Genomic DNA, 14856 nt, shown 5'->3' on the forward strand with positions numbered 1-14856 from the left:
CCTGTCGTTCGGATCAGGTCGCGGGGAATCGGCTGTGCCTTCCGCGCGCAGGTGCGCGTGCCAGGCCCCGCGTCCGCGGCGTGATCCGAACGGCAGGGCCTAGGAGCCCGGCTCCCAGTCGGCGAGCGGGACGACGTCCTTCAGGAAGCCCCGTACGCCGAGGAACTGGGACAGGTGCTCCCGGTGCTCCTCGCACGCGATCCACGTCTTGCGGCGCTCCGGCGTGTGCAGCTTCGGGTTGTTCCAGGCGAGGACCCACACGGCGTCGGCGCGGCAGCCCTTGGCGGAGCAGATCGGGGTGGTCTCGTCACTCACAGGTTCGTCTCACAGGTCGCGCGGAACAGGTCACGCGGAGCAGGTCACGCACAAAGGCGACGCCGAGCAGCCACGGGGGGAGCTGCCCGGCGTCGGTCTGTCGCTCCGACGGGGGATGCGGAGCGCTCACCGAGTATGTCACGACCGGCCCACCCGCCGGGACCCGAACAACATGATTCGAGCGAGCTTCTCATTGGCTCGGGACGGACTTGACCGCCCGCTTGGCGATCATTTGTGATCGATGCAGGTCAAATTCGATCAAGAATGGTCGTCAAGTTCGCTCTGTGCTGCCATGATCCGATCGTTTATTTTCGATCAGTTCCGGCGTCTTCCGGGACCGATTCCGCGAAGCCGTGCCGCGCGAGCGGCGGCTCGATCATCGGCGGCGTCGGCGCCGTGACGAACGTCGTCGGCAGCCCCGGCGCGTTCTCCCGCCCGGCGTTGGCGATCACCACCGCGATGTACGGCAGCACCGCGCCCAGCACCAGCGTCACGACGGCGACGTGCCGTTCCACGTTCCACAGCACGGCCGTCAGGATCACCGCCAGGGTGCGGACCGTCATCGAGATGACGTACCGGCGCTGGCGTCCGCGGACGTCCTCCTCCAGGCCCGTCCGGGCTCCGGTGATCCGGAACACCTGGGCCTTGCCGTTCCCGCTCCGCTTCCGCATCACGTTCCACCACCCGCCCGCATGGGAGTCTCCCCGCCCGCACCGGTCCGCGGCCGCTCGGGGACGCCGGTCCGGGACGTCTCCCACGGTACGCCGCCGCCCGGTCGCCCACGAGAGGGGGTCCGCCCCGTGCCGGAGCGGCCGGAATGCGTCGCGGCGTCCGGGCGTGTCCCCCGTTCGGCCGTACCCGCCGTGCGCCGTACGCCGTACGGACCGAGGGTGGGCGTAATGCTCACGTAGAGCCGGACGAGGAGGCAGCCATGGGCTGGTTGTGGGCGATCATCGTCGGATTCGTACTCGGTCTGATCGCCAAGGCGATCATTCCGGGCAAGCAGCACAGTCCTCTGTGGCTGACCACGATCTTCGGCATGCTCGGTGCCATCGTCGGCAACGCGGTCGCCCGCGCGGCCGGCGTCGAGGCCACCTCCGGCATCGACTGGTGGCGGCACCTCTTCCAGCTGGTCGCCGCGATCATCATCGTCGGGGTCGGAGACATGGTGTACATGGCGGTGCGCGGCAACAGGAAGCAGCGACGGCACACCGCCTGACCAGGGCCGCGCCCGTACGCCGAGGGGCGGCCCCCGCAGTCCGGGAGCCGCCCCTCACGCGTGCCGGTACGCCGCTCAGGCGCCGGTGACCTCCACCGCGGCGAGGTTCTTCTTGCCGCGGCGCAGCACCAGCCACCGGCCGTGCAGCAGGTCCCCGCCGGCGGGCACCGCGTCTTCGGCGGCGACCTTCACGTTGTTCACGTAGGCGCCGCCCTCCTTGACCGTGCGGCGGGCCGCCGACTTGCTGGCGACCAGGCCGACCTCCGCGAACAGGTCGACCACCGGACCGGCCTCGGCGACCCGGACGTGCGGCACCTCCGACAGCGCGGCGGTCAGCGTCCGCTCGTCCAGCTCCGCCAGGTCACCCTGGCCGAACAGCGCCTTGGACGCGGCGATCACCGCGGCCGTCTGGTCCGCGCCGTGCACCAGCGTCGTCAGCTCCTCGGCCAGCGCCCGCTGCGCCGCCCGCGCCTGCGGACGCTCCTCGGTCTGCCGCTCCAGCTCCTCCAGCTCCTCGCGGGACCGGAAGGACAGGATGCGCGAGTAGCGCGAGATGTCCCGGTCGTCGACGTTCAGCCAGAACTGGTAGAAGGCGTACGGGGTCGTCATCTCCGGGTCCAGCCAGACGGCGCCGCCCTCGGTCTTGCCGAACTTGGTGCCGTCCGCCTTGGTCATCAGCGGCGTCGCGTACGCGTGCACCGTCGCGTCCGGCTCCAGGCGGTGGATCAGGTCCAGGCCCGCCGTGAGGTTGCCCCACTGGTCGCTGCCGCCCTGCTGGAGCACACAGCCGTAGCGCCGGTAGAGCTGGAGGAAGTCCATGGCCTGGAGCAGCTGGTAGCTGAACTCGGTGTAGCTGATGCCCTCCGAGGACTCCAGCCGGCGGGCCACGGAGTCCTTGGTCAGCATCTTGTTGACCCGGAAGTGCTTGCCGATGTCCCGCAGGAACTCGATCGCGGAGAGCCCCTCGGTCCAGTCCAGGTTGTTGACCATCACCGCCGCGTTCTCGCCCTCGAAGGCGAGGAAGGGCTCGATCTGGCCGCGCAGCCGCTCCACCCAGCCGGCCACCGTCTCCGGCGAGTTCAGCGTGCGCTCCGCGGTCGGGCGGGGGTCGCCGATCTGGCCCGTCGCCCCGCCGACCAGCGCCAGCGGCCGGTGCCCGGCCTGCTGGAGCCGGCGCACGGTGAGCACCTGCACCAGGTGTCCCACGTGCAACGACGGCGCGGTCGGGTCGAAACCGCAATAGAACGTGACGGGACCGTCCGCGAGCGCCTTGCGCAAAGCGTCCTCGTCGGTGGACTGGGCGAACAGCCCGCGCCACTTCAGCTCGTCGACGATGTCCGTCACGGTTCTCGTGTCTCCTCGTATGGTCCGCGTGTGCGGCTACGAGGTTATACGCCCTGGCTGACAGAGCTCATATTGAAATCGGGGACCCGCAGCGGGGGCATCGCCGCCCGTGTGAACCAGTCGCCCCACTCCCGGGGCAGCGTCCGCTCCGTACGCCCCGCCTCGGTGACCCGTCCCAGCAGGTCCATCGGCGACTCGTTGAACCGGAAGTTGTTCACCTCGCCGACGACCTCGCCGTCCTCCACGAGATAGACGCCGTCCCGGGTCAGACCGGTCAGCAGCAGCGTCGCCGGGTCGACCTCGCGGATGTACCACAGGCAGGTCAGCAGCAGTCCCCGTCCGGTGGCCGCGACCATCTCCTCCAGCGAGCGGTCCGCCCCGCCGTCCAGTACCAGGTTGTCGACGGCCGGCGCCGGCGGCAGCCCGGTCAGCGCGGCGCTGTGCCGGGTCGTCGTCAGCCGGGACAGCACGCCCTCCCTGATCCACTCGGTGGCCGGCACCGGCAGCCCGTTGTCGAACACCGACCGGTCGCCGTCGGAGGAGTGCGCCACCACGAACGGCGCGGTCTCCAGACCGGGCTCGGCCGGATCGCTGCGCAGGGTCAGCGGCAGCCGCCCGAGCCGTTCGCCCAGCCGGGTGCCGCCGCCCGGCCGGGAGAACACCGTCCGCCCCTCGGCCGCGTCCCGGCCCGACGCCGACCAGAGCTGGTAGATCAGCAGGTCCGCGACGGCCGTCGGCGGCAGCAGCGTCTCGTACCGCCCCGCGGGCAGCTCCACCCGCCGCTCGGCCCAGCCCAGCCGGACGGCCAGCTCGGCGTCGAGCGCCGCCGGGTCGACGTCCCGGAAGTCCCGGGTGGCCCGCCCGGCCCACGCCGACCGCGACCGGTCCGGCGACTTGGCGTTCAGCTCCAGCGTCCCGGTGGGCTGGTCGTGCCGCAGCCGCAGCCCCGTCGAGGTCCCCAGGTACGTCGACGTCATCTCGTGGCGCGCGAAGCCGTACAGCTCCCGGCCGCCGGCCCGCGCGCGGGCGAACGCCTCCCCGAGCGCCGGCGCGAAGTCGGCGAAGACCGCGGAGGACGTCTCGGCCGGCGCGTCCGTGAAGTCCGGCGCCTCGGGCGCCCCCGCGACCAGCGGCTGCGCGTCCTCGGCCGGCCCGGCCCCGCGCGCCGCCGCCTCCGCCGCCCGCACCAGCGGCTCCAGGTCGTCCCGGGTCACGGCGGACCGCGACACGACCCCGGAGGCGGTGCCCTCCCGCCCGTTCACGGTGGCGATCACCGTGAGGGTGCGCCCGCGCGTCACGCCGTTGGTGGTGAGCGCGTTGCCCGCCCAGCGCAGATTGGCGGTGGAGTGCTCGTCGGCGATGACGACGCACCCGTCCGCGCGGGACAGCTCCAGCGCCCGCTCGACGGTCTCGTGCGGTGTGGTCTTCGTCCGGGCGCTCATCGCCCCGCCTCCTGCGTGGTGTTGAGGATGTTGACGCCCTTGAACAGGGCCGACGGGCAGCCGTGCGACACCGCCGCGACCTGCCCCGGCTGGGCCTTGCCGCAGTTGATGGCCCCGCCCAGGACATACGTCTGCGGCCCGCCGACGGCCGCCATGGACCCCCAGAAGTCGGTGGTCGTCGCCTGGTAGGCCACGTCCCGCAGCTGACCCGCGAGCCGCCCGTTCTCGATCCGGAAGAAGCGCTGGCCGGTGAACTGGAAGTTGTACCTTTGCATATCGATTGACCATGAACGGTCACCTACGACGTAAATGCCCCGTTCCACTCCGCCGATCAGATCCTCCGTCGACAGCCCGCCGGGATCGGGCCGCAGCGACACGTTGGCCATGCGCTGCACCGGCACGTGGCCGGGGGAGTCGGCGTACGCGCACCCGTTGGACCGCTCGAAGCCGGTGAGCCGGGCGATCCTGCGGTCGAGCTGGTAGCCGACCAGCGTGCCGTCCTTCACCAGGTCCCAGGACTGCGCCTCGACGCCTTCGTCGTCGTACCCGATGGTCGCGAGGCCGTGCTCGGCGGTGCGGTCACCGGTGACGTTCATCAGCTCCGAGCCGTAGCGGAGCTTGCCGAGCTGGTCGAAGGTGGCGAAGGAGGTACCGGCGTAGGCGGCCTCGTAGCCGAGGGCGCGGTCCAGCTCGGTGGCGTGCCCGATCGACTCGTGGATGGTCAGCCACAGGTTGGAGGGGTCGACGACCAGGTCGTACAGGCCCGGTTCGACGCTCGGCGCCCGCATCTTCTCGGCCAGCAGCCCGGGGATCCCGGCCAACTCGGCGTCCCAGTCCCAGCCGGTGCCGGTCAGGTACTCCCAGCCGCGCCCGACCGGCGGCGCCAGCGTCCGCATCGAGTCGAACTCGCCGGTCGGCCCGTCCACCGACACGGCGGTGAGCACCGGGTGCAGCCGGACGCGCTGCTGGGTGGTCGTGGTCCCCGCCGTGTCGGCGTAGAACTTGTTCTCGTGGACGGCGACCAGCGAGGCGTCCACGTGGTCGACCCCGTCGGCCGCCAGCAGCCGCGCGCTCCAGTCGGCGAGCAGCCCCGCCTTCTCGGCGTCGTCCACGGCGAACGGGTCGATCTCGTACGAGGACACCCACGTACGGTCGGCGTGCACCGGCTCCTCCGCCAGCTCGACCCTCTCCTCCGACCCGGACGCCTTGATCACCTGCGCCGCCAGCTTCGCCATCGCCACCGCCTGCGAGGCGACCTTGGCGGCGGCGTCCGGCGTCAGGTCCACCCCGGAGGCGAAGCCCCAGGTGCCGCCGTGCACGACGCGGACCGCGTACCCGAGGTCGGTGGTGTCCGAGGAACCGGCCGGCCTGGCGTCCCGCAGCCGCAGGGAGGCGCTGCGCACCCGCTCGAAACGGAAGTCCGCGTGCACGGCCCCGAGGGAACGGGCGCGGGCCAGGGCGGCGTCGGCGAGGGGGCGCAGTGGGAGGGCGGTGAAGGTGTCGTCGATGCGATGGGGCACCTGCGTCTCTTTCTGTCGGCGGAACCGGTCGTGGAGCGGTGCGATCGTAGGGATGGTCGTACAAGAGAGCGTGCGGCGCATCATGTCGCGTCGGCCCGTACGGGGACCACACCTTTCCGCCGGCGGTGCTCCGCTTTCTGCGGGGACCCGTTTCTGTAGGGACCCGACAGCGCGTGCCGTAAGCCACTGTGGGTGCCCGATTCCCCGAGCGGAAGCGGGGACCGATAGGTTTTCGAGGAAGCCGCCTGCCATCCAGGTGTTCGGGCGGCGTGTTCAGACCGCTATGGAAAGGGTGATCCGTTGAGCCGCTCGGTTCTCGTCACCGGAGGTAACCGGGGCATCGGCCTCGCCATCGCCCGCGCGTTCGCCGACGCCGGAGACAAGGTCGCCATCACATACCGGTCGGGTGAGCCGCCGGCCGGCTTCCTCGCCGTCAAGTGCGACATCACCGATGCCGAGCAGGTGGAGCAGGCCTACAAGGAGATCGAGGCGGCGCACGGCAACGTCGAGGTGCTCGTCGCCAACGCCGGCGTCACCAAGGACCAGCTCCTGATGCGCATGTCCGAGGACGACTTCACCTCCGTCCTCGACACCAACCTCACCGGCGCCTTCCGCGTCGTCAAGCGGGCCAACCGCGGCATGCTGCGCGCCAAGAAGGGCCGCGTCGTGCTCATCTCCTCGGTGGTCGGGCTGCTCGGTCAGGCGGGGCAGGCGAACTACGCAGCGTCCAAGGCGGGTCTGGTCGGCTTCGCGCGCTCGCTCGCCCGCGAGCTGGGGTCGCGCAACATCACCTTCAACGTCGTCGCGCCCGGCTTCGTCGACACCGACATGACCAGGTCGCTCTCCGACGAGCAGCGGTCGAACATCGTGTCGCAGGTGCCGCTCGGCCGGTACGCGCAGCCGGAGGAGATCGCCGCGACGGTGCGGTTCCTCGCCTCGGACGACGCCTCGTACATCACTGGAGCCGTCATCCCCGTTGACGGCGGACTGGGAATGGGTCACTGATCACCATGAGCGGAATCCTCGAGGGCAAGCGCGTCCTGATCACCGGCGTGCTGCTGGAGTCCTCCATCGCCTTCCACGCGGCCAAGCTGGCCCAGGAGCAGGGCGCGGAGATCATCCTGACCGCCTTCCCGCGGCCCACGCTGACCGAGCGCATCGCCAAGAAGCTGCCCAAGCCCACCAAGGTCATCGAGCTGGACGTCACCAACGACGAGCACCTCGGGCGGCTGGCCGACATCGTCGGCGAGGAGCTGGGCGGCCTCGACGGTGTCGTGCACTCCATCGGCTTCGCTCCGCAGGACGCGCTCGGCGGCAACTTCCTCAACACGCCGTTCGAGTCGGTCGCCACGGCCATGCACGTCTCGGCGTACTCCCTGAAGTCGCTCACCATGGCCTGCCTGCCGCTGATGCAGAACGGCGGTTCCGTCGTCGGCCTCACCTTCGACGCGCAGTTCGCCTGGCCGCAGTACGACTGGATGGGCCCGGCCAAGGCCGCCCTGGAGGCCACCAGCCGCTACATGGCGCGCGACCTGGGCAAGCAGAACATCCGCTGCAACCTCGTCTCGGCCGGCCCGCTCGGCTCCATGGCCGCCAAGTCCATCCCGGGCTTCAGTGACCTGGCCGCCGTGTGGGACACGCGCTCCCCGCTGGAGTGGAAGCTGGACGACCCGGAGCCGGCCGGCCGCGGCATCGTCGCCCTGCTGAGCGACTGGTTCCCGAAGACCACCGGCGAGATCATCCACGTGGACGGCGGTCTGCACGCGATCGGCGCCTGACGCCGGTTTCTCCGAGGGGTCCGCTTCTCCGAGGGGCCCGCTTCTCCGAAGGGTCCGCTTCTCCGAAGGGTCCGCGCCCGCGAGGGCGCGGACCCTTCCGCGTGCCGGTCCGGCCCGGCAGGGGTCAGTCGCCGGAGTGTGGTCCGACCCGCCCCGGACGGCAGGCGAAGGGGTAGCCCGCCGCCTCCCGCGCGGCCGTCGCCGCGTCGCCCGCGCGGATCGCGTCCATCAGCCGGGTGTGGTCCAAGTGCGTCTCCGGTGTCAGCTCCGCACCGACGTCCTCGCGCAGCCAGTCCAGCATCACCTCGCCCAGGTCCGCGAACATCGCGGTCATCACCTCGTTGTGCGAGGCGGCGACGACGGCCAGGTGGAAGGTGGCGTCCGCGGTGACGAACGCCTCCGCGTCCCCCGACTCCCACGCTTCGTCGCGGCGCGCCAGCAGCGCCTCCAGGTGCTTGAGGTCACGCTCGGTGCGCCGCTCGGCGGCCAGCCGGGCGGCGGCCGACTCCAGCGTGGAGCGCAGCTCGGCGATGTGCCGGGGGTCGGTGTCGGCGAAGCGGCGCTGCATCACGCCGGCCAGCTCACTGGTGGCGACGACGTAGGTGCCGGAGCCCTGGCGGATGTCCAGCAGCCCGTTGTGCGCCAGCGCGCGGACCGCCTCACGGACGGTGTTCCGGGCGACCCCCAGCTGATCGACCAGCTCGGGCTCGGTCGGGATGCGGGAGCCGACCGGCCACTCGCCCGAGGTGATCTGCTGGCGGAGCGCGGCGATGACCTGCTCGGACAGGGCCGAGCGGTGGGGATGGCTCAGAGGCATGGCTCACCTTCGCTGAGGGTCTCCTGCGGTGTCCAGCGCGAACTGGACAACTAATCATCCCATGATTCTATGATGGGCCTCATGGCTAGTGAGGAAACCCCGACGCTCAGGCCGGCGCCCCGCGTCGGCGCCGAGGCCCGCCCCCGCACCGACGACGCCGCGCGCGGTGGTGAGCGAGCGGCGGCACCCGGCGCGGACGCGGACCGTGCGGCGCCCGCGCCGTCCACCGGGCGCCCCTGGACGGTGTGGACCACCCGCCTGCTCGTCCTCGGCATCGTGCTGGCCGCGCTCAACCTGCGGCCCGCGATCACCAGTCTCGGCGCGCTCCTGGAGGAGGTCCGCGACGGACTGGGCATGAGCGGCAGTGTGGCCGGGCTCCTCACCTCGGTGCCCCCGCTCTGCTTCGCCGTCTTCGGCGTCACCGCCCCGCGGCTCGCCCGCCGCTTCGGCCCCGGTGCGGTGGTCTGCGCCGGCATGGCCGCCATCACCGCGGGCCTGCTGGTCCGCCCCTTCGTGGGGAACACGGCCGTGTTCCTGGCGGCCAGCGCCCTGGCGCTCATGGGCATCGCGGTCAGCAACGTCCTGATGCCGGTCATCGTCAAGCGCTGGTTCCCCGACCGGGTCGGTTCCATGACCGGGCTGTACTCGATGGCCCTGGCCTGCGGTACGTCGATCGCCGCCGCGGCGACCGTGCCGGTGACGGACGCCCTCGGCGGGAACTGGCGGCCGGGCCTCGGGGTGTGGGCCGCGCTGGCGGCGGCGGCCGTACTGCCGTGGCTCCCGTTCCTCCGGGACCGCGGCGCCGCCCCGGGGACGGGGCAGGCCCCGGCCACCCGGTCCGCCCCGGCCGGCCCCGGCGCCGGGCGGCCCGCGCTGCGGATCACCCGGAGCCGTACCGCCTGGGCGCTCGCCGTGTTCTTCGGCCTCCAGGCGACCGCCGCCTACATCACGATGGGCTGGATGGCGCAGATCTTCCGGGACGCGGGCGTCTCCGCCGGCACCGCCGGAGTGCTGCTGGCCGTCACCATGGCGATGGGCATACCGCTGGCCTTCGTCATTCCCCGGGTGGCGACCCGGCTGCCCCAGCAGGGCCCGATGGTGGTCGTCCTCGGCCTCTGCGGTCTCGCGGGCTACGCCGGCCTGTACCTCGCGCCCGCCGGCGGCGCCTGGGCCTGGGCCGTACTGCTCGGCATCTCCAACTGCGCCTTCCCGCTGGCCCTGACCATGGTCGGGATGCGCGCGAGGACCGGGCCGGGTGTCGCCCAGCTCTCGGCCTTCGCGCAGAGCACCGGCTACCTGATCTCGATCCCCGGGCCGCTCCTGGTGGGCGTGCTCTACCAGCACAGCGGCGGCTGGGGGCTGCCGATCGCGCTGATGGCCGCCCTGATGGTGCCGCAGATGGTGGTGGGCGTCCTGGCGGGACGCGACCGTACGGTGGAGGAGGAGGCGGCCCGCTGACCGGGGGCGGCGGCCTGCCGGTGACGGGGCCGGGAGGTCGCCGCCGACGGGGTCCGGGGCCTGCCGGGACGGCGGCCCGCCGACCGGGGTGTCCGGGGCGGGTGCGAGACTTGTCCCATGCCAGTCCTCGACCCGAACCCCCAGAACGGCCAGAAGAAGATGCTGCTCGTCTTCGGCTCGTTCCTCGCAATCTTCGTGATCATCGGCATCGTCGCGACCATCGCCTCACCGTGAACCCGACGGGAGGGTAGGGCCAGCCCCCCGTCCCCTAGGGGGGAAGGCTCAGGGTCGAGTGGGTGGATCACCGGATGGGAAGCCGCCCGCGGATTCCGTAGCGTCGTGGTGTGACCGCGAGTCCCGGCGCCGGAGCCGGGAGCGTGGCGCACGACGGACCACGGACTCAGGGACGCCGAAGACCCGCGGAGGCACTCATGTCGACCCCTACCCACCCCGGCTCCCGCCCTGCCGTACGCGGGGGCGTCGACAGCCGGCTGCCCTGGTGGGCGCTGGTCCTGCCGGTTCTCGCCTTCGCCGCGCTGCTCGCGCTGATCCTCGACCCGGCGAAGGCGCACGCGACCACCGCCGACCCGGCCGTCACCCACCTCGTGGAGCGAATACGGCACCTGATCGGACGCTGACGGCCCACCCGGTCAACTCCCTGCGCCCCATGGCCTGTTTCATGCGAAGCTGGAGGGTATGAGCGTCGCAGAATCCCGCAGGATTGTTGTTTTCCGGCATGCGAAAGCCGACTGGCCCCAGGTGCCCGATCACGAGCGACCGCTCGCCGAGCGGGGACGCAAGGACGCAGCGGAGGCCGGACGCCGCCTCACCGACACCGGCATCTCCTTCGATCTGGCCCTGTGCTCCACCGCCGTCCGCACCCGCGAGACCTGGAAGCTCGCCGTCCAGGAGTTCCCGCAGCGGCCGAAAACGGTCTACGAGGAGCGGATCTACGAGGCGTCCCCTGGCGAGCTGATCGCCGTGCTCAACGAGACCCCCGACGACCTGCGGGACGTCCTGCTGATCGGCCACAACCCGGGCGCGCAGGGACTCACCGAGGTCCTGGCCGGCTCGGCCGAGGGCGACGTCCGCGAGCGGATGGCCGGCCGCGGTTTCCCGACCGCCGCCTTCGCGGTCCTCTCCTTCGACGGCCCCTGGAAGTCCCTGGAGCCCGGTGCCGCCACCCTGCGGGACTACTGGGCCCCCGCCGACTGACCGGCCCCCGGTCTCCCGGCCCGGCGGAGCCGGTCCCGGCACTCCCGTCAGCAGAGCACCCGGTACCGACCCGATCCGGTCCGGTACCGGACCCTTCAGTGCTCCTCGTCCGCGGCCCGGCCGAGGAGCCGCTCATCGAGGGTGTCCGCGGCCTCGACCTCCTCGCGGGTGATGCCCAGCAGATACAGGACGGTGTCCAGGAACGGCACGTTCACCGCGGTGTGCGCCGCCTGCCGGACCACCGGCTTGGCGTTGAAGGCCACTCCGAGCCCGGCCGCGTTCAGCATGTCCAGGTCGTTGGCGCCGTCCCCGATCGCCACCGTCTGGGAGAGCGGTACGCCCGCCTCCGCGGCGAACCGGCGCAGCAGCCGCGCCTTGCCCGCCCGGTCCACGATCTCCCCGGTGACCCGCCCGGTCAGCTTCCCGTCGACGATCTCCAGGGTGTTGGCCTGGGCGAAGTCCAGCCCCAGCCGTTCCCTGAGGTCGTCGGTGACCTGGGTGAAGCCGCCGGAGACGACGCCGACCTGATATCCGAGCCGCTTCAGCGTACGGATCAGCGTCCGCGCCCCCGGGGTCAGCCGCACCTCGCTGCGCACCTTGTCCACGACGGAGGCGTCCAGCCCCGCGAGCAGCGCCACGCGGGCGTGCAGGGACTGCTCGAAGTCCAGCTCCCCGCGCATGGCGGCGGCCGTCACCTCGGCGACCTCCGCCTCACAGCCGGCGTGCGCGGCGAACAGCTCGATGACCTCGTCCTGGATGACCGTCGAGTCCACGTCCATGACGACCAGTCGCTGCGCCCGCCGGTGCAGCCCGGCGGCGACGACCGCGACGTCGACGCCCAGCGCCGCCGCCTCCGTCACCAGCGCGGTCCGCAGCGGCTCGGTCTCCACGCCGGACACCGCGAACTCGACCGCCGTCACCGGATACTTCGCCAGCCGGAAGATGCGGTCGATATTGCCGCCGGCCTTGGTGATCCGGGCGGTGACCTGGGCCGTCGCCTCCGCGGTGAGCGGGTGGCCGAGCACCGTGACCAGGGAGCGGCCGAGGCCGCGCGGCCGGTTGTCGCCGGTGCCGGAGATGATCTCGGCCTGCATCCTCATCGACTCCGCCCAGCTGTGGACGGTGGCCCGCAGCTCACCCTCCAGCCCCTGGGGCGGATGGGTCACGAGCGCGCACAGCACCATCCGGCCACGGGTGACGACCTGCTCGATGTCGACGACATCGAGGGAGAAGGCCGCGAGAGTGTCGAAGAGGCCCGCCGTGATGCCCGGCCGGTCCTTGCCGAAGATCTTGACGAGAAGCGTAGGGACGTCAGAGGTCTGCGTAGCGCTCATGGTGGTCATACGGTATCCGGCACCCCGCGCCCCGCGCGCCCGAGGTCCGCCTGGCGGACACGGAACAGTGGGTGGCGGTTCGGTGGCGTGAAGGCAGCGGTGGAGCGGTGCGGCAGGTGGTGCTGTCGGCCGATCGCCGGCCCCGCCGTCGGAGGGGCTCACTCCCCGCGCTCGGGCCGCCTCGGCCGACGCGGTGCCGGGGAGATGATGCGGTGGCGGTGGCGCCGGAACCCCTGACCCCGCTTCGACGGCGACCGTCGCGGGAGTACGGGACCTCAACGGTGGGCGCCCGTGGAGGTCCGGCCCCCCCGTCCGCCGCGTCCTCGCACGCGGGGGCCGGGGGAGGGACAGACGGCCGTTCCGGTGGCCTGAGCCTAGGGGGTTTCGTGGCGGGGTTCGGCGGCGGACACGAGGAGCCGGCCGGTACGGACCGGCTGCCCGTCCGGTGCCGGGTACGGGGGCGTCGTCGGCCGGGCGAGCCCGACGCGTCCGCAGCCAGGAGCCGCGGCCCGAGCGCGGCCGTCCCGGCACCTCGACCAACGCCCAGCTCACGGCCGCGATCGCGGACAGCGGCACATCGCACCACGGCGCTTTCACGCCGTGTTCCGCGACCGCCGTACTCCTGGACGCGCTCATGGCAAAACCCCCGCTACGCATCGCGCGGCCGGGTCGCACCACTCGTCCCCCTCGCGTGCTTCGCCACCCTCCAGGCCGTTTTCGACCCCTCGACGGAAACGGAAGACGCCCCCCTGGTCCGGTTCGCGCAAGGCCCGGCTTTCGGTCAGGGGCCGTGCCTGAGATAGTTCCCCCGATGTTCGACATCCCTAGACTCCCCGTGACCGGGGGTACGTCAGGGGACAACTCAATGGGGCTCGGAGTGCCGGAACTCGTACTGGAATCAAACGGGCAGACCTGGACACTCGATCCGTCCAGGCCCTACACCCTGGGACGCGATCCGCAGGGCGACATCGTGTTCACCGACGCCAGGGTCTCCTGGCGGCACGCCACGGTCCGCTTCGACGGCCGCGGTTGGGTGCTCGAGGACCACGGCAGCACCAACGGCACGTTCGTACACGGCCGTCGCATCCACCGGTGCGAGCTGGACGCCGCCACGGCCGTACACCTGGGCAACGCGACCGACGGCCCGCTGCTGAACCTCTCCGCCACGGCCGTCACCGCCGACCCGCGGCAGGCGCACCCCGAACACCAGCCGTACGCGCCTCGACCGGCGTCGTACACCCAGCATTTCGCGCCACCGCACCAGGAGGCCCACCCTCCGCACATCCCTCAGCAACAGCAACAGAACCAGCACCAGCAACCCCCCTGGCACCAGTACCAGCAGCCACCCCAATACCAACACCACCACCCGAACCAGTACCAGCAGCAGCCGAACCCGCAGCAGCACCACCACCCGCACCCGAATCCGCATCAACACCAGCACCAGCACCAGCACCCCTAAAACCAGCACCACCTCCCGGACGGCAGCCGCAGCCCTGGACGGCGCGGTTCGCCACCCCGGCGCGGCGCTATGTCTCGGTGATCGCTTCCGACCGGAGTTTCCTGGCCGTAACGGTGTCCCCGCCGGCCCTCCTGGGCCTGGTCGGCCTGCTCATCGACTTCGGTGCCGGCCTGCTGCCCGACCCGGCACACCCGGCCGACTCGGAGGCCGGGCGGCCCGAGCCCGACGGCACGGCCACCACGGTCCTGCTGATCCCCGCCGCCGGCGCCTGCTTCACGGGCGCGGCCAACTCGGTCAGTGAGCTGACCAAGGAACGGGTCCTCTACGAGCGGGAGCGCGCGACCGGCCTGTCCCGCTCGGCGTACCTGATGTCCAGGGTCGTGGTGCTCGGCCTGATCACCCTGCTCCAGGGGCTGCTGCTCGGGCTCATCGGCCTCTCGACCCGGGAGATCCCGCACGAGGGCGTGGTCCTTTTCTTGGGGGCTCACGCTGCTGGAGCTGTGCCTGCCGGCCATGGCGCTCGGCTTCGCCTCGACGATGTCCGGCCCGGTCATCTCGGCGCTGGTACGGACCTCCGAGACGACCGTGCCGCCGCTGGTGGTGTTCGCGGTCGTCCAGGTCGTCTTCAGGTGCTGTCTCTTTGCTCCGCACGGCACGGCGGGCGTGAACCAGGTCTCGTACCTGACGCCGTCGCGCTGGGCGGTCGCCGCGGCCGGCGCCACGCTGGACCTCGACCGGATCGGCCCGCCACAGGGGGCCGCCGGCGCCGATCCGCTGTGGGAGCACACCGCACCCGCCTGGACCATGGACCCGGCCGCCGTGCTCGTCCTCGGCGTCCTCTGCGGCCTCCCCGTCTCCCGCGTCCTGCGCCGCCACGAGCCCGAGGTGACGCGGAAGCGGCCGCCCGCCCCCGGACAGCCCCGAAGGGCGGCACCCTCGTACGGGGTGCCGCCCT

General features: G+C 72.0%; 15 protein-coding genes and 1 pseudogene. 9 read left to right on the forward strand and 7 right to left on the reverse strand.

The window, feature by feature from the left end; all coding sequences use genetic code 11:
* Positions 1-99: 99 nt before the first annotated feature.
* A complete protein-coding gene (locus Sdagh_RS00850) occupies positions 100-315 on the reverse strand; it encodes a hypothetical protein (RefSeq protein WP_189421747.1) in 216 nt (71 codons plus the stop codon).
* Positions 316-620: 305 nt separating this feature from the next.
* Entirely contained in the window at positions 621-986 is a 366-nt protein-coding gene (locus tag Sdagh_RS00855) for a DUF3099 domain-containing protein (RefSeq protein WP_189421748.1), read from the reverse strand.
* A gap of 260 nt (positions 987-1246) precedes the next feature.
* On the opposite strand from Sdagh_RS00855, the gene Sdagh_RS00860 reads away from it, so the two are divergent.
* The gene (locus Sdagh_RS00860; RefSeq protein WP_189421749.1) at positions 1247-1534 is read left to right on the forward strand and encodes a GlsB/YeaQ/YmgE family stress response membrane protein; all 288 of its coding nucleotides are present in this window, start codon (positions 1247-1249) and stop codon (positions 1532-1534) included.
* A gap of 75 nt (positions 1535-1609) precedes the next feature.
* Here Sdagh_RS00860 and tyrS read toward each other — a convergent pair whose 3' ends face one another.
* Genes tyrS through Sdagh_RS00875 form a run of 3 tightly spaced genes read right to left on the reverse strand, consistent with a single transcriptional unit; the run spans position 1610 to position 5840 of the window.
* Positions 1610-2878 carry a tyrosine--tRNA ligase gene (gene tyrS, locus Sdagh_RS00865; RefSeq protein WP_189421750.1) on the reverse strand — a complete coding sequence of 423 codons (1269 nt, stop codon included), beginning with the start codon at positions 2876-2878 and terminating at the stop codon, positions 1610-1612.
* Positions 2879-2922: 44 nt separating this feature from the next.
* Positions 2923-4320: a metallopeptidase TldD-related protein gene (locus tag Sdagh_RS00870; RefSeq protein ID WP_189421751.1), complete on the reverse strand. Its 1398-nt coding sequence runs from the start codon at positions 4318-4320 to the stop codon at positions 2923-2925.
* On the reverse strand, positions 4317-5840 hold the full coding sequence (locus tag Sdagh_RS00875) for a TldD/PmbA family protein (protein WP_189421752.1): 1524 nt from the start codon (positions 5838-5840) through the stop codon (positions 4317-4319). Before Sdagh_RS00875 ends, Sdagh_RS00870 begins: the two co-directional genes overlap by 4 nt.
* Positions 5841-6140: 300 nt before the next feature.
* On the opposite strand from Sdagh_RS00875, the gene fabG reads away from it, so the two are divergent.
* Entirely contained in the window at positions 6141-6845 is a 705-nt protein-coding gene (gene fabG, locus Sdagh_RS00880; protein ID WP_189421753.1) for a 3-oxoacyl-[acyl-carrier-protein] reductase, read from the forward strand.
* A gap of 5 nt (positions 6846-6850) precedes the next feature.
* Positions 6851-7618 carry an enoyl-ACP reductase FabI gene (gene fabI / locus Sdagh_RS00885; protein WP_190011506.1) on the forward strand — a complete coding sequence of 256 codons (768 nt, stop codon included), beginning with the start codon at positions 6851-6853 and terminating at the stop codon, positions 7616-7618.
* A gap of 124 nt (positions 7619-7742) precedes the next feature.
* On the opposite strand, the gene Sdagh_RS00890 is transcribed toward fabI, so the two are convergent.
* The gene (locus tag Sdagh_RS00890) at positions 7743-8435 is read right to left on the reverse strand and encodes a FadR/GntR family transcriptional regulator (RefSeq protein ID WP_190011505.1); all 693 of its coding nucleotides are present in this window, start codon (positions 8433-8435) and stop codon (positions 7743-7745) included.
* A gap of 69 nt (positions 8436-8504) precedes the next feature.
* On the opposite strand from Sdagh_RS00890, the gene Sdagh_RS00895 reads away from it, so the two are divergent.
* The 4 genes from Sdagh_RS00895 to Sdagh_RS00905 all read left to right on the forward strand — a co-directional run bounded on the left by Sdagh_RS00895 (position 8505) and on the right by Sdagh_RS00905 (position 11108).
* Positions 8505-9893, forward strand: a complete 1389-nt coding sequence (locus Sdagh_RS00895) for a CynX/NimT family MFS transporter (RefSeq protein WP_226534405.1) — start codon at positions 8505-8507, stop codon at positions 9891-9893.
* A 117-nt stretch (positions 9894-10010) separates the two neighbouring features.
* Positions 10011-10127, forward strand: coding sequence for an SGM_5486 family transporter-associated protein (locus Sdagh_RS36395; protein ID WP_264201177.1), 117 nt, complete (start codon positions 10011-10013; stop codon positions 10125-10127).
* Positions 10128-10324: 197 nt separating this feature from the next.
* Positions 10325-10531 (forward strand): hypothetical protein, encoded by a 207-nt coding sequence (locus Sdagh_RS00900; protein WP_189421757.1) that lies wholly within the window; start codon positions 10325-10327, stop codon positions 10529-10531.
* A gap of 58 nt (positions 10532-10589) precedes the next feature.
* Positions 10590-11108 carry a SixA phosphatase family protein gene (locus tag Sdagh_RS00905; protein WP_189421758.1) on the forward strand — a complete coding sequence of 173 codons (519 nt, stop codon included), beginning with the start codon at positions 10590-10592 and terminating at the stop codon, positions 11106-11108.
* A 95-nt stretch (positions 11109-11203) separates the two neighbouring features.
* Here the strand turns inward: Sdagh_RS00905 and serB are convergent, their stop codons facing one another.
* Positions 11204-12442, reverse strand: coding sequence for a phosphoserine phosphatase SerB (serB, locus tag Sdagh_RS00910; protein WP_190078035.1), 1239 nt, complete (start codon positions 12440-12442; stop codon positions 11204-11206).
* An 865-nt stretch (positions 12443-13307) separates the two neighbouring features.
* Between serB and Sdagh_RS36805 the strand changes: the two genes are divergently transcribed.
* Positions 13308-13901, forward strand: coding sequence for an FHA domain-containing protein (locus Sdagh_RS36805; RefSeq protein ID WP_370594877.1), 594 nt, complete (start codon positions 13308-13310; stop codon positions 13899-13901).
* Positions 13856-14798, forward strand: a pseudogene (locus Sdagh_RS37150) (ABC transporter permease); the annotation flags it as partial. The gene Sdagh_RS36805 and the pseudogene Sdagh_RS37150, both read left to right, overlap by 46 nt.
* Positions 14799-14856 lie beyond the last annotated feature (58 nt).

The sequence above is a fragment of the Streptomyces daghestanicus genome (assembly GCF_020521275.1).
GTDB lineage: Bacteria > Actinomycetota > Actinomycetes > Streptomycetales > Streptomycetaceae > Streptomyces > Streptomyces griseoviridis.

Coding starts and splice junctions, on each gene's coding strand:
- Sdagh_RS00905 (WP_189421758.1), top strand. CDS start 10,590: ATGAGCGTCGCAGAATCCCGCAGGATTGTTGTTTTCCGGCATGCGAAA.
- Sdagh_RS36805 (WP_370594877.1), top strand. CDS start 13,308: ATGGGGCTCGGAGTGCCGGAACTCGTACTGGAATCAAACGGGCAGACC.
- Sdagh_RS00900 (WP_189421757.1), top strand. CDS start 10,325: ATGTCGACCCCTACCCACCCCGGCTCCCGCCCTGCCGTACGCGGGGGC.
- Sdagh_RS36395 (WP_264201177.1), top strand. CDS start 10,011: ATGCCAGTCCTCGACCCGAACCCCCAGAACGGCCAGAAGAAGATGCTG.
- Sdagh_RS00870 (WP_189421751.1), bottom strand. CDS start 4,320: ATGAGCGCCCGGACGAAGACCACACCGCACGAGACCGTCGAGCGGGCG.
- Sdagh_RS00860 (WP_189421749.1), top strand. CDS start 1,247: ATGGGCTGGTTGTGGGCGATCATCGTCGGATTCGTACTCGGTCTGATC.
- fabI (WP_190011506.1), top strand. CDS start 6,851: ATGAGCGGAATCCTCGAGGGCAAGCGCGTCCTGATCACCGGCGTGCTG.
- Sdagh_RS00890 (WP_190011505.1), bottom strand. CDS start 8,435: ATGCCTCTGAGCCATCCCCACCGCTCGGCCCTGTCCGAGCAGGTCATC.
- Sdagh_RS00855 (WP_189421748.1), bottom strand. CDS start 986: ATGCGGAAGCGGAGCGGGAACGGCAAGGCCCAGGTGTTCCGGATCACC.
- serB (WP_190078035.1), bottom strand. CDS start 12,442: ATGAGCGCTACGCAGACCTCTGACGTCCCTACGCTTCTCGTCAAGATC.
- Sdagh_RS00895 (WP_226534405.1), top strand. CDS start 8,505: ATGATGGGCCTCATGGCTAGTGAGGAAACCCCGACGCTCAGGCCGGCG.